The following is a 25,119-nucleotide window of genomic DNA, read 5'->3' as shown; positions in this document are numbered from 1 at the left end:
ATTCTTGACATGATTGTGGGGGTATAAATGCATAATATATGGGCTATCATATCCATTGATTTGATACGGGTAGATGTGGCTCAATCCCCTGTAGAATGAGCAGTTGGGGCGATCGCGCCCTCGATAGTAATTGTTTTAAGTTTTATGACGAAAGTGATTATTTATACTACTGATGCGCCTATGCCCGTTGGTCCCTACAGTCAAGGCGTGCGGCAAGGGGACTGGATCTTTCTTGCGGGGCAAATTGCCCTTGATCCAAAAACGGGTGAGATTGTTGGTGGCGAAGATATCAGGGAGCAAACCCGCCAAGTGATGGAGAACCTCAGTGCTGTCCTCAAGGCCGCTGGCAGCGATTGGTCACAGGTAGTGAAAACAACTGTATATCTTGCCGACCTCAATGACTTCGCAGCCATGAATGAAATCTATGCTCAGTACATGGATACTGAGGCGGCACCTGCCCGTGCCTGTGTGGAGGTATCGCGGCTGCCGAAGGGGGTCAAGGTTGAAATTGACTGCATTGCCTACTGTCCTACAACGGCCTAACAGCAACCACTGAGGCACGGAAATTATATTCTTTGCCCTCTAGTTCTACGGGCGTCCCTACCTTGATGGCAGTATTCCCCAGTACAGGACCATTGTTCGTAATTTGGCCGCGGCCTTCGAGAGTCAAGAGCAGGTTGCTGCTAAAGGCCATCTCTGGACGGGGATCTGGCAGGGCTTTAACCGACCCATCGGGCTGGGAAACGGTAACCGTGCGCGGTAGAACCTGGACATTTTTCACGGTGACTTGGCCGTAGGGCTGGTTACGAATAATAAAGTTGGCGGTACTGCCCTTCGGGATCAGATCTTGGGGGGTAGGGGTGCTTAGGCCTAGGACTAGAATATCCACCTCAATCGGTTGTGCAGCGGTCATTTGTGCCAAGGAGGTGCCCGATCGCCCCGGCAGGAGGAATAACCCCGCCAAAACACACAGGAGAATAAGCCCTGCCCCAAGGTCTAAAAGACTCACCTTGCCAAAAAGGCGGCCATAGCGATCAATGAGTTTCATCGGCACTCTCGCTTAAACCCGCAGCAAGATTTTATCACACAGGTTCTCCCTAACTGGCTTGCCCAACCCAGAGTTCCCCCTGGGTACCCCTTGCTACGCTCCCTTGGGGTGCCAGGCAATGGTGGTGAAGTCATCGGAGGCTAAAGCCGTTGCCTCATGACTCTGGGATGCCATAGGACACAGGCTCTACACACCGACGGTTCCCCTTCACCATAACAAGTGTGCTTCAGTCTTGTGAAAGACCTAGACTAAACCGTTACGGAGGGCAACAACTGCCGCCTGCACCCGGTCATCCACCGCCAACTTGTTCAAAATACCGCGCACATGGGTCTTGACGGTATTCGGACTCAAAAATAGCTTGCCGGCAATTTCAGGATTACTGTAACCTTCCACCATTAGCTTCAGGACATCCAGTTCCCGCTGTGAAAGGTGATAGTCCATTGTCGGCTGGGGAGAATGCAGGTGCTGGATGACATGGCGAGCAATCTGGGGATCAAGGTAGGTGGCTCCCTCTTGGGCAGCCGCGATCGCCATCAGTAATCGCTCAACCCTTTCCCCCTTGATACAGTAGGCGTCGGCACCACTAGACAGGGCAGCAACAGCTTCAAGGGCAGATTGGTGAGAGGTGAGCATCACCACATGAATGTCAGGAAACTCTCGCTTCAGCCGCTGGGTAGCTGCAATCCCATCTAACCTTGGTAGGCCAATGTCCATAAGAACCACTTGCGGCTGTAACTGCCGTGTCAAATCAATGGCGCTATAGCCATCTTCGGCATAACCCACCACAGCAAACTGTTCCCCTAGGGCTTGTCCTAGCCCCAGTTGCATCATTGGGTCATCCTCAACAATCAGGAGCTGCAGCTTGGGTGCCATGGTGGGCGCAAAAGTGCATTAACCAAGACCCGGAACGTTCAAATTACCCGTCAACTCTTCCATCCGTTCCCGCATAGTGGCGGTGGATTTTTGGTACGCATCGCGCATGGCAGCTGTCACCAAATCGGAGAGCACTTCAGCCCCTTCACTCAGCAGATCGGGGCTGATTTCTACCCGCCGCGGCTCTTGGGTACCACTCATAATCACTTTCACGGCACCACCGGCGGCTTGACCCTCAATGTCCATTTTTTCAAGGTCTTCTTGAAGCTTCTTGGCGCCCTCTTGAACTTGCTGCGCTTTTTGGATAGCGGCGGCCAGCTCCTTCATTTTGCCAAGGCCGAAGCCAAAACCCTGTCCCTGTCCCATAGTGTTCTCTCTATACAGTGCGGACTATTGACTGCTATCTTATCACTGTCTTGATGAGGGATCAGCGAGCGGCACGGGCAAGGGCATTGTAGAGACCATTGAGGACGGGAGGGGAAGGGAGGGGTGGCGAGTTCTCGAAAATTTGCGTCGGGGTCAGGTTGGAGCGGCCATAGAAGCGGGTACTGGCGCCACGGTCAAAACTAATGTTGGCGCCCTCAAGGGCAACGCCGGCAAAAAGACCTGCACTGCGCGTGTAGGAAAAGACTTGGGGACTAGGGTCGGTAGGACTGATGACTTCTCCACCCACAGGGCCTGCGGCAACGGAGACATTGCCCCCTAAGCGAAAGGACCGCGCCAAGCTGCGCATGATGACGGATTTATCCATGAAGGCCAGCACGACATCGGTGGATTGGGCGCCGATTTGCAGGCCAAAGCTCCCACCGGTCATTGTAATAAAGGCAGGCTTAGTCCATTGGTTCTTTTCATTGCGTACAAGCAGAACGCCGGCACCACGCCGACCACCAAAGATAAAGCCAGCTTGAACCACATTGGGAATAATGGCAATCCCTTGGGCACGCTGGATAATTGTTGGGGGAATGCGATTGCTGCTATTGAATGTAAACTCGCCGAGGACAAATGTGGCGTTTTCGACCCGCTGCACCATGCGCGAATCGGGGGCATTTTGGGCAAGGGCAGTAGGGGGGATGAAAATCAGGGCGATCGCCCCCCCAATGACAGACCCTAGCCAGTGCAAGCGTCCCATTACAAAATGCAATTCCATCGCGGTCTCCCTCATCGCTGCCTCAATGTATCCTTAGACAGGTGAGCCTTTCTTACTTGTTCCATCCCTACAGCCCTTTTCCCAAGGCTGCAAGGGACACAACGCTGTCAAAGTGACTGTCAAAGCTCATCAACCGATCATCTCATTTTTGTTAGATGTACGCCGGCTTTCAGGGAGGGGTGTCATCAGGTCTGGCGGCAAAGCTAAAGAAAATCCATATTTTTAATTTTCTGTAACTGGTACCCCTCGTTGCTTACTAAAAGGGATATGGCAGAATGTAAAGGGCTTTGCCTACACTAGCGATTCATACCTATTTGGTTGTCTAGGCAGGCAGCTCTCATGAAAAGTTAGGTGGCACGCATGGAACCCCTGTATCAGTACGCTTGGCTGATTCCCGTTTTACCTCTGTTGGGAGCGCTGATTGTTGGCTTTGGTTTGATTGCCTTCTCAGAGACCACTTCGAAACTGCGGCGTCCCAGTGCCATTTTCATCATGGCGTTGATGGCGATCGCCATGGCGCATTCCCTGAGTCTCTTCTGGAGCCAAGTCCAAGGCCACGTCCCCTATACCCAAATGATTGAGTGGGCTGCGGCGGGCACTCTCCACATTGCCATGGGATACGTGATTGATCCCTTAGCGGCCTTGATGTTGGTCATCGTCACAACGGTGGCCTTTTTAGTCATGCTCTACAGCGATGGTTACATGGCTCATGATCCCGGCTACGTGCGCTTTTTTGCCTACTTGAGCCTGTTTGGTTCCTCAATGCTGGGGTTGGTGGTCAGTCCCAACTTGGTGCAGGTTTATATCTTTTGGGAACTGGTGGGGATGTGTTCCTACCTGCTAATTGGCTTCTGGTATGACCGCAAAAGCGCTGCAGAAGCGGCACAAAAGGCCTTTGTCACCAACCGAGTTGGGGATTTTGGCCTGCTGTTGGGGATGGTGGGCCTCTTTTGGGCAACGGGCACATTTGACTTTGCCGGCATGGGCGATCGCCTGACAGACCTGGTGAACAGCGGGCTACTCTCTCCTAGTCTTGCCGCCCTTCTTGCTATTTTGGTCTTTCTAGGGCCGGTGGCCAAATCTGCCCAATTTCCCCTGCACGTGTGGCTACCGGATGCCATGGAGGGTCCGACACCGATTTCTGCCCTGATTCACGCCGCAACCATGGTGGCCGCCGGGGTCTTCCTGATTGCGCGGATGTTCCCTGTGTTTGAGCAATTGCCCCAAGTCATGGGGATCATTGCTTGGACGGGCGCCTTTACGGCGTTTATGGGGGCAACTATTGCCATCACTCAAAACGACATCAAAAAGAGCTTGGCCTATTCCACCATTTCCCAACTGGGGTACATGGTCATGGGGATGGGGGTAGGTGCCTACAGCGCCGGCCTCTTCCACCTGATGACCCACGCCTACTTCAAAGCGATGCTCTTCCTGGGATCGGGGTCAGTGATTCACAGCATGGAAGGGGTGGTTGGCCATAACCCAGACTTAGCTCAAGATATGCGCTACATGGGGGGGCTCCGCAAGTATATGCCCATTACGGGGGCAACGTTTCTAGTGGGGTGCTTGGCCATCTCTGGCGTGCCTCCCTTTGCCGGCTTTTGGTCAAAGGATGAGATTTTAGGTGCCGTCTTTCATGCCAACCCGGCAATGTGGCTGCTGACGTGGCTCACGGCTGGCTTAACCGCCTTTTACATGTTCCGCATGTACTTCATGACCTTTGAGGGCAAGTTCCGCAATGCGCCCCCAGAGCTACAGGAGCACCATGATCACGCTGCCCACCCGGATCACCACGCTGCTGAACCCCATGAATCTCCTTGGACAATGACGCTGCCTTTGGTGGTGCTAGCAATTCCCTCGACTTTGATTGGCTTTGTGGGCACTCCCTTCAATAACCTCTTTGAGGTCTTTATTTATGCCCCCGGTGAGGAGAGGGTGGCGGAGCACGCAGTGGATTTGACGGAGTTCCTCATCCTTGGGGGTAGCTCTGTGGGGATTGGCCTGATTGGCATCACTGTGGCCTACCTGATGTATGTCAAGGGCACCCCCCGTCCGCAGGCGATCGCCAAAGCCATTCAACCGCTGTACCAGTTCTCACTGCATAAATGGTATTTCGACGAACTCTATGAAGCGGTCTTTATCAAAGGCTGTCGGCGCTTAGCGCGTCAGGTTTTGGAAGTGGACTACAACGTTGTGGATGGCGTGGTTAACCTCACGGGTTTTGTCACGATGGTCACCGGTGAAGGGCTGAAATACTTCCAAAATGGCCGTGCCCAATTCTATGCCCTAATTGTGCTACTGGCGGTGTTGGGATTTGTCATCTTCTCAGTGCAAGCCTAGCCCCGGTCATCGTTCTTTCCCAACTGCTGGAGGAGTAAACACGATTGCCATGAGTACGTTTCCTTGGCTGACAACAATTATCCTGTTTCCCATTGTGGCTGCCCTGGCGATTCCTTTCATTCCAGATCCCACGGGCAAAGGACGCCCAATCCGCTGGTATGCCCTGACGGTGGGGTTGATTGACTTTGCCTTGATTGTCTATGCCTTCACCAATTTCTATGACCTGAACATCCCCGGCATACAACTGTGGGAAAGCTATGATTGGATTCCCGAAATTGGCCTGCGCTGGTCAGTGGGGGCAGATGGGCTCTCAATGCCGCTGATTTTACTCACGGGCTTTATTACCACACTGGCGATTTTGGCGGCTTGGCCAGTGACCCTGAAACCGCGACTGTTTTACTTTTTGATGCTGGCGATGTACGGTGGCCAGATTGCTGTTTTTGCCGTGCAGGATATGCTGGTGTTTTTCCTGGCGTGGGAACTGGAACTCATCCCGGTATACCTGCTCTTGGCAATTTGGAGCGGCCACAAGCGTCAATACGCGGCAACAAAGTTCATTCTCTACACCGCTGGTAGCTCCCTCTTTATTTTGGTGGCGGGCTTGGCCATGGCCTTCTATGGCGACACCGTCAGCTTTGATATGCAAACCTTGGCGGCCAAGGACTATGCCATTGGTTTTCAACTGCTGGTCTATGCAGGCTTTTTGGTGGCCTATGGCGTCAAGCTGCCGATTGTCCCCCTACATACCTGGCTGCCGGATGCCCACGGTGAAGCAACAGCGCCAGTGCACATGCTCCTGGCGGGGATTCTCCTGAAGATGGGAGGCTATGCCCTTATTCGTATGAACGTGGATATGCTGCCAGCCGCCCATGCCAAGTTTGCCCCCGTTTTGGTGATTTTGGGTGTCGTCAACATCATCTATGCGGCGCTGACCTCCTATGCCCAGCGAAATCTCAAGCGCAAAATTGCCTACTCCTCGATTTCCCACATGGGCTTTGTGCTGATTGGTATTGCCTCTTTTACCAATTTGGGCATGAGTGGGGCGGTGCTGCAAATGGTCTCCCACGGCCTAATTGGGGCCAGCCTTTTCTTCTTGGTAGGGGCTACCTATGACCGTACCCATACCCTGATTTTGGAGGAAATGGGCGGCGTTGGTCAGAAAATGAAGAAGATCTTTGCTATGTTTACAGCCTGCTCGTTGGCTTCCCTTGCTTTGCCGGGGATGAGTGGCTTTGTGGCTGAACTGATGGTCTTTATTGGTTTTGCCACCAGCGATGCCTATTCTTTGCCCTTCCGTGTGATTGTGGTCTTTTTGGCGGCAGTGGGGGTGATTTTGACGCCGATTTACCTGCTCTCGATGCTGCGGGAAATTTTCTACGGCCCCGAAAATAAGGAACTGGTCGAACATGAAGCCCTTGTGGATGCTGAACCCCGTGAAGTATTTATCATTGCCTGCCTGTTGGTGCCGATTATTGGCATTGGCCTCTATCCGAAGCTATTGACGCAAATTTACGATGCCACAACCGGTCAGGTGATTGCGCGCGTGCGGGAGGTGGTACCGACACTGGCCCAGCAGAGAGAGCAGCCCCTGGGAATCCTGCCAATGGTGGCGCCCAGCTTGGACGCTGTGAGTGATTGGAGCAAGTTGTAACAAACGCATCCACTGCGCCATAGAAAAAATAGCAATTTCTTGCCAGCATCGGTTTACATTTCCGCTGCCACCACCTTCCCAAAAAGACGGGCCTGATCATTCGTAACTAAGGATCACAAAATACGCCCCCGGCTGGGTGTAATCGTACCCCTTCAGGCGGATGCTGCGCCGATGGTGCTTTTCCGGATCGTAGGGGGAACGACGCAGCGCGTCGTCCCTACATGCATGGCGCCTTTCCGGGTTGTAGGGCATGGCTATACGCTTTTGGCCTTTTCCAGCTGCGCCCGCACTAGCCAAACCACATTTTCTCGTCGGGGTTTCTGCCCGTGCGGTCGGCGTTCTCCCGGTCCAGATGCCAGCGCAGGGGATTGGTGGCGATGTACTGGCGGATGCGATGCAGGGCGTCTTCGTTGCGGATGATGTGTTCGTAATAATTGCGTTGCCAGACGGGGGCGCCGGGCGTGCCACGCAGGATGTTGATGTGGCGGGTGGTGGCGGATTTGAACGACCGCACGATGGTGGGTAGGGAACCGTGAACGGGTTTGCCGAACTGTTCCACGGTGGGGTTAGGGGAGGCCATTGGGGGTGGGGGCATACCATGTGGGGGCATACCATGTGGGGGCATACCATGTGGGGGCATACCATGTGGGGGCATACCATGTGGGGGCATACCATGTGGGGGCATACCATGTGGGGGCATACCATGTGGGGGCATACCATGTGGGGGCATACCATGTGGGGGCATACCATGTGGGGGCATACCATGTGGGGGCATACCATGTGGGGGCATACCATGTGGGGGCATACCATGTGGGGGCATACCATGTGGGGGCATACCATGTGGGGGCATACCATGTGGGGGCATACCATGTGGGGGCATACCATGTGGGGGCATACCATGTGGGGGCATACCATGTGGGGGCACGGCATGCCGTGCCCCCACATGATGAACATGATGGACAATCACCAGAATGCCATGAACATGGTTCGGCATGATGATGAATTCATCCAATTGGATATGCGGGAAATGGTTCGGTATGTCCGTCCAACATTGTTGTGCGATGTGTCCCGCCTCATTCAACCGCATCTGGCCCTCCACCACCTCGCCAAACAGGCATGCCCGATCGTGGGTGCAAATGGTGATGAAATACGCCCCCGGCTGGGTGTAATCGTACCCCTTCAGCCGGATGCTGCGCCGATGGTGCCTTTCCGGATCGTAGGGCATGGCTATACGCTTTTGGCCTTTTCCAGCCGCGCCCGCACCAGCGCCACCACCGCCTCATACACCGCCTCCCGCTCCCCAGCCGTCAAACCCAACACATCAAACACCACCTCGTCCAAGGCGCGACGATCGTGTCGGCTCATTAGGTGCCCTCCTCAACGATCTTGATCTCTTCCGGCGTCAGGCCGTAGAGGCGATAGACGATTTGGTCTATCTCCCGCTCCCAGGCGCTGGTGTCCGCCGCCGGGTCGGCACGCTTCGCCGCCAGGGTTCAAGTCCGGGCCTTCCTTGCACGTTCATAAAGGCTCCTCTTCAGACTGTCGACGATTTGGCTGCGCTTGGCGACGGTTAAGCCGAGGGCTTCGAAAACCAGTGCGTCTATTGCCTGATGTTCTTCGGTTTCTAGTTCAGCAAGTGGCTCGTAAGATTGACGCCTACGGAGAGCGTCGGCTATTTTTAGGATTCGGCGAGTTTCCCCAATCTCGATGTACAAGGGCAGAGTCGCAAGGTCTGTGGCTTCTGCTTTTAACATGCCACCACCAAGATTTTTTCGGCCAGCCACTTCCCGCAGCAACCAAGTCGCGGACGAATTCAAAATTACCCAGAGGTTTAGCAGCACGACCTCAGGAACACCGCCTGTCGTTGGATAGATATCGACTGCACTCGCAGAGTATGCTTTTACTGGGTTAAAGGCGCAAAAATGCCTTCCAATTCCACGCGGCAGTATCAGCACAGGTGGAATTTTGGTCGTTGCGGTCGGATCAAAAGCTTCGATGCCATTCTTGCGGAGTTCTGCAATTTCACTTTTGCTTAGCCGCCGCGCGTCGGCTAGATGGTGGTGCGTGCCGCTGATTTCGAACGGGGCTCCATCTGCCGCCGTTAGGATAGGAATTAATGCCTTGCGCACGAATGACAACTTTTCCACCTCAGCATGTCCCAAAAAGAATTCCTTCGTCAAGTTCAGCCCCTGACCGACTGACAGTTGTGCTTTTGGAATACGCTCTATAAGCGTGCCCTGTTTTTCCAAAATTGAAAGCAAATCCAAAGCTGCGTCATCCAAGGAGAGCAATATGCCCCATTTCGTTGTTCGGAGTGTCCCTGAATCGTATCGGTATTGGCGAAACCGAACATTGGCGGTTGTCTCAGCAACCATCTCACCAGAAGAAGGAATCACACCAGCTTCAAGGTGGCCTGTGAATCTGGCAAACGTGATTGCCTTTTGCGCTTCCGGGTTGCGACCGCGAAAAAACGTAATCACGGTATTGACATTCGGCCCAGCGCTGCTGTCAAAGTGCTTAAAATCGCTGTCCACTACCAAACTGACGTGTGTTACCCGAAGCAAGAATTCCTGAAAACGTTTGCCATACTCAGTATCCAACCAAGCGTTTTGCGTGATGAGTACGACATTCCCATGTTGCTGAATCAGCGCAAGGCTCGTCTCAAGGAAGTACACAAGTAGGTCAGCGCCGCGTGTGACGTAAGAGGAAACGTCGATGTCTGGCCATCGTCGTTCTACGGCAGCCAAGAGGCTCTCCTTGAATTCGCTCGGAAACGCACGGCTACGGGACTCGAGATACGGCGGATTCCCGATCACAATGTCGAACCCATCCCGTATCCCAAACATCCACTCCGGGTCGAAGAAGTCGGCGGAGGCGTTCTGGTCGTAGGGATTCCAGTTGGCGAGTTTCTCGGTGGTTTCGCGTGGGAAACCGTCGGCGCGAAGCAGGTCTCTGATTTCGGCGCGGAGTTTGGCGTCGAGTTCCCGGCACTCGGCCTTCGTGGCCGGGGTGCGGGCGGTGAAGTGGCGTTCGCGCACCTGCCGCAGCTCGGCTTCCTTGGCGTCAATCTGCGGGTTGCGCAGCATCTTTTGGGCCGGTCGCTCGAGGCCGATGAGGGTGTTGGCGGCGACGAATTTGGTTTCGAGGTTCGGCAGCGGGCGGATGCCGAGGTTGGGCGCGGACGGATCAATTTTTTGGTCAATCGTCAGCGAGATGAAGAAGCGCATCTTGGCGATCTGGACGGCGATGGGCTGAATGTCCACGCCGTAAATGCAGTTCTCGATGAGGTAGAGTTTGCGTCCGTAGTCGAGTTCGCCAGCGGCGAACGATTTTTCAATGTCAGCCAGTGTCTTTTCGCGGACGGTAGCGTCGGGGATTTCGCTGGCTTTGGCAATCTGCCGTTGTTTCCAGCGTTCGTTGTGCGGGTCGAGTTTGCCGAGGATGAAGACCAGCTTGTGCAGGAGTCCCATCAGGAACGCGCCGGAGCCGCAGGCCGGGTCGAGCGCCTTGAGGTTGTCAATGGCGGCGATGAGCTTCTCGACCTCCGCCTGACTGAACTGATGCGAATCGTCATTGTAAGCCAGCAGGTGGCGAAGGCGGGCTTCGTTGGTGTCTGACGGGTGGGCCTCATCGAGCTTCGTCTTGAGATACGCCAGCAGCGCCTCATCCACCATGTATTCGACGATGGGGCGCGGGGTGTAGTAGGAGCCTGTGGCTTTCCGCGCGGTCGTGGCGGTTTCCGGGTTGTAGGCCGCCAGCAGGTTCTCGAAGACCTTGCCAGCCAGTTCGGGATCGAGCGCCACTTCCTGGTCGAGGGGTGTGGATTCGGTGACCGTAAAGTTGTACCGGTTGAAGATGTGGATCAAACCGCGCACGGTGGCGCGTTTGTATTTGGCTTGCCCATAGGCCTCGGAAAGGTCCACCGTGCGTTCGTCGCCGAAGAACAGGAAATCGGGCACGGAGAGCGGGTTTTTCGGATGATCGGAGAAGCCGTCAATGCGGATGTCGGGGCGGTTTTCCTCGGCGCGAAAGACCTGGTCCAGGCACTCAAACAGGCCACCGTTGAGAAAGGGGATGCGCTCGACCAGTCGCAGGAACTCGTTTGGATCGGTGAATTGGTCCTCGTACCGGTAGAGATTGGTAATTCCCCAATGCGGGTCGCGCCCGCGCGGGTCTTTATTGCGTTTGCGGAACTGCCGCTTTCCGATTTCCTGATTGAGCGTGGCGAAGAAAAGATTTTGCAGGATCGCCTTGTAGAAGGTAGTCTGCTTGCTTTGCGGTAGCTTGTCGCCGTTTTTGAGAAGCTTCGAGAGTGTACCTAGATCGAAGAGTTCGCGGGGAATCAGCCCCATTTCTTTCACAAACCAGCAGAAGATGAGGCGCGTGATGAGACGGATGAGGCTCTGGGAGATGTAGGCGTCGCGGTTCTTTTCGGTCGGCGGCATCGGGAACCGCACGTGCCCGCGCGCCCAGAAGAACCAGTTGGCGAGTTCCTGATAAAACCTTTTCGTGACCGCTTCCACATCGAAGGCGCGGTTGAGTTTGTCGGTGAGGGTGGGGAGGGGAGGTTCGCCGTGTTGGAGTTCCTCCAGGGTGAAGGCGAGTTCGGCCAGGCGCTCGACGGTAGTGCGGGCAGGGGAGCCGAGCTCGTACGGCAGGGTGCGGAGTTCGATTTTGCCGTCGGGTCGCTCGCGCGTCCAGGTGAAGGCCACTTGCCGCTGGTCAGAGGTGACGTAGCAGAGGAGGTGCTCGGCGTGCATCGGCTTGAGCGCACGCTGCACGGCGCGGCGGGCGGTGATGCCCGGCAGCCGATCCTCAGGCCAGACGACGCGATAGACCGGCAGGCCCGAAAGCTGCGCGACCGGATGGAGCGTGATGCTCGCTCTGATGGGCGCGCCGAGATCGAGCGTGCGCGGCGTCAAGCCTCGCGGTGCGCTCCAGTGGAGGGTTTGGCAGAAGAGCTCGCCGAGCTTCTGCGGTGAGCCAGCGGCATTCAAACACGATTCGATGCGTTGGAGAAGGGTGTTCATTGCTTGTCATCTCCCGTGTTTGCTGGCATGGTTGAAGCAAGCGCCAGTCCCATCGAGCAGATGATGCGCGGTTCGGCTGGCACGTGATCGTCCTCGGTGGTGACTTCACAGAGGTTCTCGTCCGCTGCGCGGCGCAGCACCAGCTCGAGCAGTGCTTCATCGGTGATGTCCAGGTGCATCTGCCGGCTGAGGGCTTCCTTAGCGGCCTGCTTGAGCGGGTATCGCCAGATCCGATCGAGCACGCTATCGAGCTTTGGCAGGATGGCTGAAGAGGAGGGGGTGGGCTTGGCCTGAAGCTGCTGGCGATAGCGCTTGAGCCGTTCGTAGAGCTTGTGGCGCACGCTGCGCAGCGAACCGAGTTGACCGCCGAGGGCGGTTTGCTCCTCAGTGGCAATGCCCACGCAACGGGCAACGAGTTCGTGATGGTTTACTGCCCGCGGCAGCGCTGGCTCGTCTGGTGCGCAGGCAGCCGCGCTAAAGATGGCTGAGATGGACTGGGACACCAGTTCACCGCGTTCATCCACACGCACAAGGACGTCGGTGCCATCGGGGTAGCGGAGGTAGGTAATCACACCAGGCGGATGCTGCGCTGGATCGGCGGTCTCTGGGAGTGCGCGTGTGGCAGAGACAATAGACGGCAGGGCGATGGCTTCCTTTTGATCGGGCTCGGAAGCGCTCTTCCAAACTTGGAATGCCAGACTGGCCAGGTCAATGTCTTCGTCGGCTTGGTCGTCGTCGAGTGTGCCGGCTTTTTCGGTGTAGAGATCGCGCAGTTTGTTAGCCGCTTCCTCGCCGAAGAAGGTTTCGTCGGTGCCGATGACTTCCCGGTTTTGCTGAAGCCGAAGGAAAAGTCGCTGACGCAGCCGGATGAGCCGCTCAACCCCCTCGGCAGGCAGGAACGAGTACACCAGGATCGTGTCATGTTGCTGACCGATACGATCCACGCGGCCGGCACGCTGGATAAGGCGAATGATTGCCCAGGGGAGGTCGTAATTGACGATGATGTGGGCGTCTTGCAGGTTCTGCCCCTCAGCCAGCACATCGGTGGCAATCAAGATGCGCAGCTCCTGTTCGCCCGGACGCAGGCCGCCGTTCGAGGACGGGCTAAACTGCCGTGCCAGTGCCACCGGATCGTTGGCCTGATTGGTCACGACCTCGAGATCGCGGAGGCCTCTTCTGCTCAGCTCGCGTTTCAAGTACTGCGCAGTATCGGCAAACTGGGTAAAGATCAGCACTTTATCATTGCTGTGCTGTGTGGTCAGCAGCCTGGTAAGTTCTTCAAGCTTGGCATCGCGGTTGGGGTTCCACGTACGGATACGTGCGAGGATGCCCAGCAGCGCAGTGGTGTCCTCTTCGAGCGCCTGCCGGAGTTCAGGGCGGAAGAACTTCAGGTCAAGCCAATCGAAGCGATTTCGGCGATTTCGGCGATTTCGGAATTGCGTCGCATAGGTATAGTAGATCGAACGAGCACGATTCCGAAACGCCTCAAAAGGTCTGGATGTACTCTCAAGGGCTGCCTCTTCTGGAATGCTGTCGTTGGCTGTTGCTGCGAGGTTTTCTTGGGTTACCGCGAACTCTTCATCGGCGTCGCTGTCGCTTACCGCCGTATCGAGCATGGCGGCATCCTGCGTGCCGATGGGAATGTGCAGACCGTGTTCGAGCGCATACAACGTGACAAGATTGCGCAGGATGTGCCGGCGCACGGAGAGCAGAAAACTGTGGCCACTCGATTCGAGCCGCTTGAAGAGGTTGGTCCGGCAAAAGCCGATGAGGCGGCGGCCCGCACGGTTGAGGTTATCGAGGATGCGCTTTTCATCGCCTTTCGCATCGCGATCGGCATGATCGACGAGGTACTGCGCCAGGCCATAGCGAGGGATGGTGAGCCGCTCGATGACCTCCACGACATCATCGCGGAAGAGCCGTGCGTACTGGTCGGTGGGATCGTTTTCTCGGATGGGGAACTCGAGACGCTTGGGCACGCGCAGCGGAAAGTATGCAGGCCTGTCGTTCAGTAGGACGTAGTAACGCTGCTTTTCCTCGTCGAACGTCGCGTAGTGGCTCATGATGAACTGGCGCGTGCGTCGTACTAGAAAGAGGCGCATCAGGTCGCGCCAGTCCTCCGCGTAGGGGCTTTGCTCAAAGGCACGCAATGAGTGCGGTGAGGTTTGGAAGCGCGCGATGAAGTCCATTTCGCTTTTTCCATCCGCTGCCCATGCTTGGAAGAACCGTTCGGGTCGTACGTGCAGGTCTTGGTTTTCGTCCAGAAAAAGCCGCAGTTGGTTGCCCAGGTCGGTAAAGTGTTTGTTGTAAGGTGTGGCGGTAAGCAAGAGCACCCGTGGCTCGTTGCGCTCGATGTAGTCGCGCAAGGCGCGGTAGCGCTTGCTTTTACGGTTCCGCAGGTTGTGGCTTTCGTCAATGATGAGGAGGCGGTAGCGCGGCCCGTCGTCGCGCCCCAACGTTTCGACTTTGCCGAGTGAGAGCACGCGGCCGTGGATTTCGTAGGTCTGCAGATACTGCTCCCACATGGGCGCGAGCTTCGGCGGGCAAACGACTAGCGTGTTGCTCTGGTCATCCTCCTGAAAGATGCGGGCAATGGCCGTCGCCATCAACGTCTTGCCCAGCCCTACCACATCGCCAAGCAACACACCACCCCGGCGGTAGAGATAATGGGCCGCCAGGGAAACGGCCCGCTCCTGAAAATCGAGCAACGGTGTGCCTTTCTCAGTGAAAATGCGAGGGAGGCGGAACTCGCGCTCACCTTGGCGCGCCTCCTCGGAGAGGTGGTAGGCGATCTTGAGATAGAGCAGATACGGGCGAACCAAATCGGTACGCGCCCAACTTCTCTCAATGAGTTCAGCGAGCGTATCACTCAGGTCGATCGCTAATCCATCCTGCCACCGCTCATCAAACCAGGCTTGCAATTTCGTGGCAGCATCTTGTTCGACGACATCCACATTCAACTCGCCCTGGTGCGACAGGCCGGCCAGGGTAAGGTTGCTGCTGCCGACAAAGCCGATGAGGGGTGTGACGGGATCGTTGCGCCGCACGAGGTACAGCTTGGCATGCAACGGATAGCGGAGAAACGCTTTCAGGAAGACCTTGCGCGCGCGAAGCTGGGCAGCCAACTGGCGGAGCGTGCGTTCGGCTTGGGCCGATGGTACACCAAACTCCAGTTGCTGCTTGAAGCTTTCGGTCATGTGGCGCTTGAGTCGGGCGAGCGTGGGACCGTCCACTATCTCATCGCCGCGCCTGAGGCTGGCGAGCACTTTCATTTCTTCTTCGGGGGGACGGTGCATACCAACCAGCACGCGGCAGGCGGCGTTTTCTGTTCTTCCCGGCAACTTGTCCACGAGGTCGGCCAATTGGTCCCAACCCCGTAGGTTGAGGTAGCCAACGCAGAAGGCGCAGGACTGGGCGCTGCCGATGAACTGGCGCAGCCCATCGGCAAGTACTTGGCTGGTGTTGTCGTAAATCTGGGGCATTGCTATCTCTTTGTGCGGCCAAAGGGAGAGCTGCTGAGGTAGAGGAGGACCGGTAACTACAAGGGGCACACCTTTGACCTCAGTAGGACTATCTTACTTAGAATCAGCAAGGGACGGTTGTTGAGGTACGCTGAGATCGTAGGGCAGGAATGTTTTTATGGATGCGTTGGCTCTGTGGCAGCATTACCAAGAGTGGTTGTACTATCACCCCGAACTGGAATTTTATGTGGATGTCAGTCGCATGGGGCTGACTCCGGAAGGGGTTCGTCGCCTAGAGCCAGCCTTTGAACGCGCCTTTCAGCAAATGGCGGAATTGGAAGGGGGGGCGATCGCCAACCCCGATGAAGGACGCATGGTGGGTCACTACTGGCTGCGGGATCCAGACTTAGCCCCTAGTCCGGAGTTACGCTCACAAATCCGCGCTGCGATCGCCCAAGTAAAGCAGTTTAGCCAGCAAGTCCACAGCGGCGCCATTGCCCCACCCCAAGGGGGTCACTTTACGGATATTCTCTCGATTGGCATTGGGGGTTCTGCCCTAGGTCCGCAGTTTGTGGCCGCCGCCCTCGCGCCCGTGAATCCTCCCTTGAACATTCATTTTTTGGACAACACCGATCCGGCAGGCTTTGAACGGGTTTTTGCGCAGTTGGGCGATCGCCTGCGCACCACGCTCGTGCTGGTCATTTCCAAATCGGGGGGGACACCGGAAACCCGCAACGGCATGCTAGAAGCCCAAGCCCGCTTCCAACGCGCCGGTCTGGCCTTTGCCGATCACACCGTGGCCATCACCATGCCCGGCAGTGGCCTTGCCCAAGTGGCGGAGTCAAACGGTTGGCTCGCCATTTTCCCGATGTTTGACTGGGTGGGGGGACGCACCTCCGAACTCTCAACGGTGGGCCTCTTGCCCGCTGCCCTCCAAGGGATTGACATTGATGACCTCCTCACGGGAGCGAAATTAATGGATCAGGCAACTCGTGTGCCGAATATCCGCCAAAATCCCGCCGCCCTACTCGCCTTAGCTTGGCACCATGTAGGCAAGGGTCGGGGGGAAAAAGATATGGTTGTCCTACCTTACAAAGACAGTCTGCTGCTGTTTAGCCGCTACTTGCAGCAGTTGGTCATGGAGTCCCTCGGCAAGGAAAAAGATCTCGACGGCAACATAGTCCACCAAGGGATTGCCGTCTATGGCAACAAGGGAACCACCGATCAACACGCCTATGTGCAGCAGTTGCGGGATGGCCTACCTAACTTTTTTGTTACCTTTATTGAAGTGTTGCGGGATGGTCAAGAACCCAGCATTGATGTGGAGCCAGGGATTACCGCGGGGGATTACCTCAGTGGCCTGCTCCTGGGCACGCGCCAAGCTCTCTATGAAAAGAATCGCCCCTCTCTGACGGTCACTATTCCAGAGGTGACCCCCAAAACAGTGGGTGCCCTGATTGCCCTCTACGAGCGAGCGGTGGGTCTCTATGGCTTCTTGGTGAATATCAATGCCTACCATCAGCCGGGGGTGGAAGCTGGGAAAAAAGCAGCGGCGGCAAACTTGGCACTGCAACGCCAGATTGTCAAAGTTTTAGAACAAAGTGACGAGCCCCTCGACTTGGGGGCGATCGCCCGCGCCGTCAATGCTCCCGATCAACTGGAGCGAATTTACCTGATTCTGCGGCACTTGGTGGCCAACGATCGCGGCATTGAGCAACTGGGGGATCCCGCTCAGCCGAGTCAATTACACTTTCGGTGGCAACGCTAATGCAGCGGCGGCAATTTTGTCAGGGGTTGTTTGCCCTGGGGGCGATCGCCCTCAGTGGTGGCCAAGCAAGTGCCAATAGCGGGCTAACCGTTCATCTGCTGCGCAAATCCTTACCACCTCAACTGATTCAGCGATTTCGTCAACAAGCGGACGTCCGTATTCATCTGCGCCTTCAGGAAACCCCCCAAGCTTTAGCCCATACCCTTGCAGCCGGCAACCTAGGGTCAGCCGTTCTCAGTCTCGGGGACGCTTGGCTAAATCAGGCGATGAGCCAACACCAGATCGCCCCTATTTCCAAAACCCGAATTCAAAACCGGCTTGACTGGGCTGAACCGTGGCAGCCACTTCTCCAAGCCATCAGCCAAGGGGACGCCTTTTGGGGTCTTCCCTATCGCTGGGGGGCAACCGCCCTCATTTATCGCCGCGATTTCTTTGCGGATTTAGGCTGGCAGCCCACCGATTGGGACGTTCTATGGCACCCCGCAGTGCAGGGACACTACAGCCTCTTGAATACCCCCCGCGAAGTGATTGGCTTAACCCTGAAATCCTTGGGGCTATCCTACAACGGCCCAACCACCCACCCCAAATTGCGGGAACGCTTGCAGCAGCTGCGCCAAGGCTGTCGTTTCTTTAGTTCTGACGCCTACTTGCAGCCCCTAATGCTCGGCAGCACGCAATTGGCAGTGGGTTGGTCAACGGATCTACTGCCGCTCCTGCAGCAAGATCCCCGGACCTACGGGGCAGTGTTTCCAGCCAGTGGCACAGCCCTTTGGGTGGACCTGTGGGTCTGTCCTCAGGAGCCCAATGCCGCAGCACTGGCTTGGTTGAACTACTGGTGGCAACCCCAGGTTGCTGAACAACTGAGTCAGTTTAGCCATGCTCCTTCACCCCTTGTCAGGAATCTCAGGGAAACCCTGTTCAGCCGCTATATTCCCTTTGCAACGCCAACGGCCTTTGCCAAGAGTGAAGTCCTGCTTCCCCTCGATGGGGCGACCCAAAAGGCCTATGACACCCTTTGGCAAGAGATTTTTCTAAGGAGTTCCTAACTCGGCCTTGGTTCCGTTGACCCCTTGAGGAGTTGGGCCACATAGGCTAGGGCTTGGGGGCGATCGCTAATTTCCCCCCGCGCTTGGGCTGCTTCCACCGCTCGCAACAATTCACCCACACGCGGCCCTGGCAAGACCTGAAACGCTTCCACCAGATCAGCACCTCGCACCAACTGGGGGGGATGGGCAATGGCATCCTTAGGGTCTAACCACCCTCTGACCAGGGGTACCAGATGCGCTTTGGGGATGCCACGGCTAAGGGCCAGAGCAACAAAGGCTGGAAAATAGCTGCCTGCTGCGCGGAATAGATAAAAGGCTTGCTCACGGTTCAGGGGCTGTTGGAGGGGGACTAGCCAGTGGCTGAGGAGGCGGCATAGAACTTGGACAATGCGAATTTCATCGGTGGTGTAGGTGAGTGCAGTCAATTCCTCGGCAGCTTGGCGATCGCTGGCATTCACGAGGCAGGTGAGCTTGGCCAAAGCCGCTAGGGTTCGCCGTTGGGGCTCACCGGGGGCATTCGTTGCGGCAATGGATTTCGTCAGCGCCGGCCACAGGGCAGGGAAAGGGAAATTCGCTAGGGTAGATTCAAGGGCATGGTAGTGGGTCATCCGCTCCTCGGTTACCGAAGGCAACCACACCGCCAATACCCCATCGCGAAAGGCGAGGGTCACTTGAGCCGCACCCTCAACAGCACTCAGGAGATAACTGAGTTCTACCCGTACCCGTTCTGCTGCCACTCGCCGCAGTTGGGGGGCAAGGGCTTGGATTACCTGCCGTGTTTCGGGCGTAATCGTAAATTGGAGTTGAGCGGCTTGGCGATAGGCGCGTAGGAGTCGCAATGGATCAGCAGCAAGATTTTCTGGCGCTACATAGTGAATTTGGCGGCGTTGCAAATCTAAGAGGCCACCGAGGGGATCGACAATGTGGTGGTGATGAATGTCGTAGGCAATGGCATTGATCCGAAAATCGCGATCGCTCAAATCGGTTAAGAGCGTCTCACCATGCCGCTGGGCAATGTCCACCGTCGTATGGGAAAAGACTAAGCGGGCAACCCCGCGATCGCGATCCAAAAGAACCCATCCAGCCTTGTACTGATCCGCCAGTTTTTTGCTCAGGGCAATGGCATCCCTCGGCACAATAAAATCCCAGTCGGGGTACAACGTTGTCCGACCGAGGAGAGCATCCCGCACCGCCCCCCCCACGAGGTAAGTATCGGCGGGTAAATCACTGACAGCAATGGGCCAGCGGCTAAAATCAAAGGGTTGAACAACGACCATCAGAGCTGGTTGAGATCGATCGCTTGCCCACCAATGATAACCCTCAGATTTTCCCCCTCAACACAGACGGGTCCAGCCGCAGTTTGAATAGTCAAGCGGTTATTATCAAATCTCAGTAGCCCCTTCCAAGGAGGGACGGTCAGAGTTGGCGCTGGGGTACCCGTTGCTAGGGATGCCGGGGATATCTTTTCTAGCCAAATCAGTGAGGCATCCCCAGGATAGTGGCGATCGCCCCCAGATGTCTTAATGATCAGCCCCCCCGCTGCCGCGGCTGAAAAGGCAATCTCCCGAATGGGTTGCCACTCCTTACCCACCAAAAGTTGCAATTGCGACGGCTCTTGCGCAGCAGCAGCCGACTTCAGCAGCAGCCACCAGGTCTTCCAGAGTTGCCGTGCCGTTCCTAAACGCACCTCGCCCCCCTGGGGAATCGGTACCTGCTCGTACCGCCATGCCGGCAGCGGTTCACTGACGTATTGGGTGGGCAAAAATGAATGGGCTTGGAGTACACTGGCCACTAAATCTGCAAAGGGTGCCTCGGTAAAAAGGGTTACTTTTTCATCGGCCACACTGGCTCCCTCCACCACCGCAACGACCGTGTCAGTGACAGTGCGCAGTTGATAACTGTGATTGCCCAAATCCACCACCTTCAAATCGGCACTTTGATAGGTACTGGGCAAGGGGTGCTGTTGCAGGATCAGCATTTGAATCACCTGCTCATTTGTCCACTCAATGAGAGTAGTTTCGTTAGCAACCGCCATTGGCTGGGGAGTGGTGGTTGGGGGTGGCAACGGTATCTCTTGAATGTCTCCATCCTCCAAAACCACTTCGCCGTTGGGTAGGATGGTGCCTGCGAGCTTGGCCTCCTCCAGGTCTTGGCGGCGGGCGATCGCCCCAGTCAAATCCGCCTCCGATAAATCTGCGCCCACCACATTCGTATCCTTGAGATTACTGTCGTGGAGAACTGCCCCCTTGAGGATGGCACCGCTGAGGACTGCTCGCTGCAAATTGGCTCGGGAGAGGTAGGCTCCCACCAAAACAGCACCACTTAGGATTGCGTCCTGCAAGTTTGCATCGGTGAGGTTAGCCCCACTGAGATCTGCACCAATCAGGTTAGCTCCCCGCAGATTGGCATTGGCCAGGTTAGCCTTGATCAAATCCGCCCCACTCCAATTAATGCCCTGCAGATTGGCTCCCGCCAGATCAACATGGCTGAGTTGTACTAAAGGAAACACACTGCCTGCCAAATTAACACCACGGAAATTCCGCACTCCACGGGCAAATTCACTTAACAAGGTTTCAAGGGTCATGGCTTTGCTCATAGCCGCTCACAATCAGGGCACAACAGCGTCACTCAGGCACACTGCTTATAGCTATTCTAGGTCTTGATTCGAATCCACAGGAGCCAATCACCAATGCCATGGTTTGTCAAAATTGAGCGCGGCATTGTGGACAAAGCAACCTTTGATCGCTATGTTCCTGCCCATCGGGCCTATGTACGCTCCCTCATTGCCGCCGGCCATCAAGCCCGCACGGGATACTGGGCTGAGCGAGGGGGTGGCATGCTGTTGTTTCAGGCCGATTCCCGCAAGGCGGCTGAGGAAATTGTTGCCCGTGATCCCCTCGTCCAACACCAGTGCGTCCACTACGAACTCCATGAGTGGTGTATTGTCGAAGCCCCCGACTAGCCTTGGCGCAGTTTTTCTGCCCAGACACGGGTGGGTAGCCCCCACACATAGATAAAGCCCTCAGCTGCCCTGTGGTCGAATTGATCCTCCCTGCCATAGGTGGCCAAATCAGGCGTATAAAGGGAGTAGGGAGATTGCCGCCCCACCACCCGTGCAGTCCCCTTAAAGAGCTTGACGCGCACGGTACCTGTGACCCGCTGCTGAGTCTGTTGAATAAAGGCATCGAGGGCTTCCTTGAGGGGGCTGTACCAGAGGCCGTTATAGACCAAGCGGCTGTAGGTTTCCTCAATGCCCCGCTTATACTGCGTCACATCAGCAGTCAGAGTCAAACTTTCCAAATCGCGGTGGGCGTCAATGAGCACCAGTAGACCAGGGGCTTCGTAAATTTCACGGGATTTAATGCCAACCAGGCGATTTTCAATCATGTCAATGCGGCCAAAGCCGTGGCGACCCACTCGCTCATTGAGTTCACTGACCAATGTCACAGGATCAAGGGGGCGACCATCGAGGCTGGTAGGAACCCCTGCTTCAAAGCCAATATCCACATACTCCGGGGAGTTGGGGGTGTGTTCAATGGCTTGGGTCATCAAATAGACCTCCTCAAGGGGTTCAATCCACGGATCCTCAAGGGGGCCAGCTTCAATACTGCGTCCCAAAAGATTGCGGTCAATGCTGTAGGGGGAAGATTTCTTGACAGGCGCAGGAATGCCAAAGCGTTCGCCGTAGGCAATGGTTTCTTCACGGCTCATGCCCCATTCACGCGCGGGTGCCAAGACCTTGAGATGGGGATTGAGGGCAGCGATCGCCACATCAAAGCGGACTTGATCATTCCCTTTCCCAGTACAGCCGTGGGCAACAGCGTCAGCACCGTATTGGGTAGCCGCCTCCACCAAGAGCTTGGCAATCAAGGGGCGAGCAAGGGCCGTCGAGAGGGGATAGCGATTTTCGTAGAGGGCGTTGGCTTGAATGGCTGGAAAAGCATAGTTGCGGATGAACTCAGCTTTGGCATCAGCCACTAACGAGGCGCTGGCACCTGCATCAAGGGCCTTTTGGCGAATGGGCTCCAGTTCATCCCCCTGTCCTAAATCCACTGCGAGGGTAATAACTTCCTTCACTCCCCACTCGTGCTTGAGATAGGGAATACATACGGAGGTATCCACCCCCCCCGAATAGGCCAAAATGACTTTTTCTGCACACCCCATGAGTCTTTCCTGACTTGTCTGAAACAAACGCGATCGCTACTATAGCGGATCTGTTTGCCCGAAAAGTCATTAGTCCCCCTGTTGAGTTGGTTGAGCCTCAGGGTGAGGGCTGTTTCACTTCGTTTGCTAGGGGCAGGCCTTGCTCAAAACAGGTCAAATTTTCAATCGTGGTACGGGCAATATCCGTGAGAGCATTGCGGGTAAAGAAGGCCTGGTGGGCAGTAATCACCACATTGGGGAAGGATTGCAGGAGTTGGAAGGTGTCGTCCTGGATGATGGTGTCCGAGAGGTCTTGGAAAAAGAGGGAGTCTTCCTCTTCATAGACATCAATGCCCAGATAACCAATTTGGCCGCTTTTAATGCCCTCAATGACGGCTTTGGTGTCCACCAGTTTGCCGCGACTGGTATTGATTAGCATGACGCCCCGCTTCATTTGGGCGATCGTGGTGGCGTTGATCAGGTGTTCATTTTCGGGAAGCAGGGGGCAATGGAGGGTAATAATGTCGGATGCCGCCAGCAATGTTTCTAAGGTTGTGTAGGTACCAATCTCCCTAAAAGCTTCACTAGGGTAGGGATCGTAACCGTAAAGGTGGCAGCCAAAACCATGCAGAATCTGAGCAACAACTCGGCCAATTTTACCCGTGCCAATGATGCCAACGGTACAACCATGGAGGTCAAAGCCCATCAGTCCCTCTAGGGAAAAGTTATCATCGCGCACCCGGTTGTAGGCACGGTGGAGTTTGCGGTTGAGCATCAGGATCAGCCCCACCGTATGCTCTGCCACCGAATAGGGGGAATAAGTACTCACGCGGGTAACCGTTATGCCCACGTTGGCCGCCGTAGCTAAATCCACATTGTTAAAGCCCGTACAGCGCAGGGTGACTAGACGCACCCCCAACTGTGCGAGTCGCTCTAGGGTCTGTGCCCCAAGATCGTCATTGACAAAGGCACAGATTGCATTGTGCCCCTCAGCCAGGGACACTGTTTGAGGCCGCAGCAGCAAATCGTAATAGGTTAGAATATGGGGATAGCCTTGAGCCGCATTGGCAGCATCCAAAAACTGGCGATCGTAGGATTTCGCACTAAAAACCGCAACCTTCATGGGGGATCTCCTCGGGTAAGCAACAGGACAGCCCTTTCCAGAGGGGGTAAACACAGCCAATACCCATAATTAGGAAACCATGTCCCGTGTTGTGTTTGTAACGCCCCATCTTGGCAAAGAGCTGTAGCTAGCCTAGCGAGTCTCAGTTTAAGGTTCTGTTAAGTTGCGGCAAAGACTGCCTTAGTGCAGATGCTAAGGCAACACCTGAAGAGATACTCACAGAAACGCCTCAGGACGGGTGAAAAAACTGCCGAATGGTTGCCGCAATATACTCAATGGTGGCATCGCTTAATTCAGGCCAAATGGGCAAGCTAAGAACCTCGCTAGCAAGGCGATCGCTCACAGGATTGGGAGGAGATTGCCCCTTGTACATCGGAAAGTGATCTTGGGGAATGGGGTAGTAAATCATTGAACTAATGCCAGCCTCCTTTAGGTAAGCCACAAGCGCATCCCGCTGGCCATTCAGCACCCGAATCGTATATTGATGAAACACATGCCCCGCAGACACGGCTGGGGTCACTACTGCCTCAAGACCAGCCAAGGCTTGGTTATAGGTTTGGGCGACTCGCCGTCGCTGTTGATTCCAGCGATCGATATGGGGCAGCTTCACCCGTAGAATTGCTGCCTGGAGGCTATCCAAGCGGGAATTGTAGCCAATTATTTCGTGGTGGTAGCGTTGACGGGCGCCGTGAACCCGCAGCATGCGCGATCGCTCTGCTAAATCCTCATCATTGGTAGTAATCAGACCGCCATCACCATAGGCACCCAAATTCTTGGTGGGGAAAAAGGAAAAGGCACCCATCGTACCGATCGCGCCCGTGAACCGATGGGCCAAGGCTTCTTGAGTTGCCGCTTCACATTGGCAATTTTCACAGGGCGGGCAATAGCGGGCCCCAAAAGACTGGGCACAATCCTCAAGGATCGCTAACCCATGAGCCTGAGCAAGTTCCATAATTGCCCCCATCGCTGCCGGTCGGCCAAATAAATGCACAGGCAAAATCACCTTGGTGCGAGGGGTAATCGCTGCAGCAACTTTACTGGGATCAAGGTTAAAGGAGTCCAATTCCACATCCACAAAAACTGGGCGGGCACCCACCAAACTAATCGCCTCTGCCGTGGCAAAAAACGAAAAAGGGGTTGTAATCACCTCATCCCCAGCACCCACCCCCAAACTGCGCAGGGAAATCACCAATGCATCTGTTCCTGAATTAACGGCTACCGCCTGGCGCACCCCTAAATAGGCGGCCACCTCTTCCTCAAAGGCCTGTACCTCTGGCCCTAGAATGAACTGACCTGATGCGAGTACCCGGGCAACTGCGCGATCGATCTCTGGTTGGAGGGACTGATATTGGGCTTTGAGATCAAGAATAGGAATGGTATCCATGAGAGCATCGAGCGCAAGTCTTTATTATCATCCTCTCACGAGTCATCCTCTCACGAGCGTAGTGTGGTTTTAGCGAATTAAGCTAGGCTTAGAGTGTAGAGCCGC

General features: G+C 55.7%; 19 protein-coding genes and 1 pseudogene. 7 read left to right on the top strand and 13 right to left on the bottom strand.

The window, feature by feature from the left end; translation table 11 throughout:
• The first annotated feature begins 144 nt into the window (after positions 1 to 144).
• Entirely contained in the window at positions 145 to 543 is a 399-nt protein-coding gene (locus tag NK55_RS10335) for a RidA family protein (protein WP_041429250.1), read from the top strand.
• Here the strand turns inward: NK55_RS10335 and NK55_RS10330 are convergent.
• The 4 genes from NK55_RS10330 to NK55_RS10315 form a co-directional block, all read right to left on the bottom strand.
• Positions 530 to 1,048: a DUF4330 domain-containing protein gene (locus NK55_RS10330; RefSeq protein ID WP_024125651.1), complete on the bottom strand. Its 519-nt coding sequence runs from the start codon at positions 1,046 to 1,048 to the stop codon at positions 530 to 532. The two genes, NK55_RS10335 and NK55_RS10330, sit on opposite strands and share 14 nt — an antisense overlap.
• A gap of 243 nt (positions 1,049 to 1,291) precedes the next feature.
• Entirely contained in the window at positions 1,292 to 1,921 is a 630-nt protein-coding gene (locus NK55_RS10325) for a response regulator transcription factor (protein WP_024125650.1), read from the bottom strand.
• Between the two features lie 18 nt (positions 1,922 to 1,939).
• Entirely contained in the window at positions 1,940 to 2,287 is a 348-nt protein-coding gene (locus NK55_RS10320; protein ID WP_024125649.1) for a YbaB/EbfC family nucleoid-associated protein, read from the bottom strand.
• A gap of 61 nt (positions 2,288 to 2,348) precedes the next feature.
• A complete protein-coding gene (locus NK55_RS10315; RefSeq protein ID WP_024125648.1) occupies positions 2,349 to 3,068 on the bottom strand; it encodes a lipid-binding SYLF domain-containing protein in 720 nt (239 codons plus the stop codon).
• A gap of 360 nt (positions 3,069 to 3,428) precedes the next feature.
• Here NK55_RS10315 and NK55_RS10310 point away from each other — a divergent pair, with 360 nt between their 5' ends.
• Positions 3,429 to 5,408: an NAD(P)H-quinone oxidoreductase subunit 5 gene (locus tag NK55_RS10310; RefSeq protein ID WP_024125647.1), complete on the top strand. Its 1,980-nt coding sequence runs from the start codon at positions 3,429 to 3,431 to the stop codon at positions 5,406 to 5,408.
• A 49-nt stretch (positions 5,409 to 5,457) separates the two neighbouring features.
• Positions 5,458 to 7,059, top strand: coding sequence for a photosynthetic/respiratory NAD(P)H-quinone oxidoreductase subunit D1 (gene ndhD1 / locus NK55_RS10305; protein WP_024125646.1), 1,602 nt, complete (start codon positions 5,458 to 5,460; stop codon positions 7,057 to 7,059).
• Positions 7,060 to 7,348: 289 nt separating this feature from the next.
• Here the strand turns inward: ndhD1 and NK55_RS14320 are convergent.
• Positions 7,349 to 7,621, bottom strand: a pseudogene (locus NK55_RS14320) (transposase); the annotation flags it as partial.
• A gap of 23 nt (positions 7,622 to 7,644) precedes the next feature.
• Between NK55_RS14320 and NK55_RS14315 the strand changes: the two are divergent.
• Positions 7,645 to 8,055, top strand: coding sequence for a hypothetical protein (locus NK55_RS14315; RefSeq protein WP_157869722.1), 411 nt, complete (start codon positions 7,645 to 7,647; stop codon positions 8,053 to 8,055).
• A 231-nt stretch (positions 8,056 to 8,286) separates the two neighbouring features.
• On the opposite strand, the gene NK55_RS13285 is transcribed toward NK55_RS14315, so the two are convergent.
• The 3 genes from NK55_RS13285 to NK55_RS10285 form a co-directional block, all read right to left on the bottom strand.
• A complete protein-coding gene (locus tag NK55_RS13285) occupies positions 8,287 to 8,424 on the bottom strand; it encodes a hypothetical protein (RefSeq protein WP_157869721.1) in 138 nt (45 codons plus the stop codon).
• A 128-nt stretch (positions 8,425 to 8,552) separates the two neighbouring features.
• Entirely contained in the window at positions 8,553 to 12,089 is a 3,537-nt protein-coding gene (locus NK55_RS12530; protein WP_024125645.1) for an Eco57I restriction-modification methylase domain-containing protein, read from the bottom strand.
• Positions 12,086 to 15,571, bottom strand: coding sequence for a helicase-related protein (locus NK55_RS10285; protein ID WP_041429246.1), 3,486 nt, complete (start codon positions 15,569 to 15,571; stop codon positions 12,086 to 12,088). The genes NK55_RS12530 and NK55_RS10285 overlap by 4 nt, the downstream gene beginning before the upstream one ends.
• Positions 15,572 to 15,728: 157 nt before the next feature.
• On the opposite strand from NK55_RS10285, the gene NK55_RS10280 reads away from it, so the two are divergent.
• Complete coding sequence (locus NK55_RS10280) at positions 15,729 to 17,318, top strand: glucose-6-phosphate isomerase (RefSeq protein WP_024125643.1); 1,590 nt, start codon at positions 15,729 to 15,731, stop codon at positions 17,316 to 17,318.
• Positions 17,318 to 18,364 carry an extracellular solute-binding protein gene (locus NK55_RS10275; protein WP_024125642.1) on the top strand — a complete coding sequence of 349 codons (1,047 nt, stop codon included), beginning with the start codon at positions 17,318 to 17,320 and terminating at the stop codon, positions 18,362 to 18,364. The genes NK55_RS10280 and NK55_RS10275 overlap by 1 nt, the downstream gene beginning before the upstream one ends.
• Here the strand turns inward: NK55_RS10275 and NK55_RS10270 are convergent.
• Both NK55_RS10270 and NK55_RS12525 read right to left on the bottom strand, forming a co-directional pair.
• The gene (locus NK55_RS10270) at positions 18,361 to 19,641 is read right to left on the bottom strand and encodes a CCA tRNA nucleotidyltransferase (RefSeq protein WP_024125641.1); all 1,281 of its coding nucleotides are present in this window, start codon (positions 19,639 to 19,641) and stop codon (positions 18,361 to 18,363) included. The two genes, NK55_RS10275 and NK55_RS10270, sit on opposite strands and share 4 nt — an antisense overlap.
• The gene (locus tag NK55_RS12525; RefSeq protein ID WP_157869719.1) at positions 19,641 to 20,960 is read right to left on the bottom strand and encodes a pentapeptide repeat-containing protein; all 1,320 of its coding nucleotides are present in this window, start codon (positions 20,958 to 20,960) and stop codon (positions 19,641 to 19,643) included. The genes NK55_RS10270 and NK55_RS12525 overlap by 1 nt, the downstream gene beginning before the upstream one ends.
• Before the next feature lie 93 nt (positions 20,961 to 21,053).
• Between NK55_RS12525 and NK55_RS10260 the strand changes: the two genes are divergently transcribed.
• Positions 21,054 to 21,326, top strand: coding sequence for a YciI family protein (locus NK55_RS10260; RefSeq protein ID WP_024125639.1), 273 nt, complete (start codon positions 21,054 to 21,056; stop codon positions 21,324 to 21,326).
• Here the strand turns inward: NK55_RS10260 and NK55_RS10255 are convergent.
• The 3 genes from NK55_RS10255 to NK55_RS10245 all read right to left on the bottom strand — a co-directional run bounded on the left by NK55_RS10255 (position 21,323) and on the right by NK55_RS10245 (position 25,014).
• Complete coding sequence (locus NK55_RS10255) at positions 21,323 to 22,528, bottom strand: argininosuccinate synthase (protein WP_024125638.1); 1,206 nt, start codon at positions 22,526 to 22,528, stop codon at positions 21,323 to 21,325. The two genes, NK55_RS10260 and NK55_RS10255, sit on opposite strands and share 4 nt — an antisense overlap.
• 97 nt (positions 22,529 to 22,625) lie before the next feature.
• The gene (locus tag NK55_RS10250; protein WP_024125637.1) at positions 22,626 to 23,630 is read right to left on the bottom strand and encodes a 2-hydroxyacid dehydrogenase; all 1,005 of its coding nucleotides are present in this window, start codon (positions 23,628 to 23,630) and stop codon (positions 22,626 to 22,628) included.
• Between the two features lie 229 nt (positions 23,631 to 23,859).
• Positions 23,860 to 25,014: a DegT/DnrJ/EryC1/StrS aminotransferase family protein gene (locus tag NK55_RS10245; protein ID WP_024125636.1), complete on the bottom strand. Its 1,155-nt coding sequence runs from the start codon at positions 25,012 to 25,014 to the stop codon at positions 23,860 to 23,862.
• Positions 25,015 to 25,119 lie beyond the last annotated feature (105 nt).

It is taken from the genome of Thermosynechococcus sp. NK55a, from assembly GCF_000505665.1.
Lineage (GTDB): Bacteria > Cyanobacteriota > Cyanobacteriia > Thermosynechococcales > Thermosynechococcaceae > Thermosynechococcus.
The sequence above is the reverse complement of the archived record's forward strand: the minus strand, read 5'-3'. Positions and strand labels throughout refer to the sequence as shown.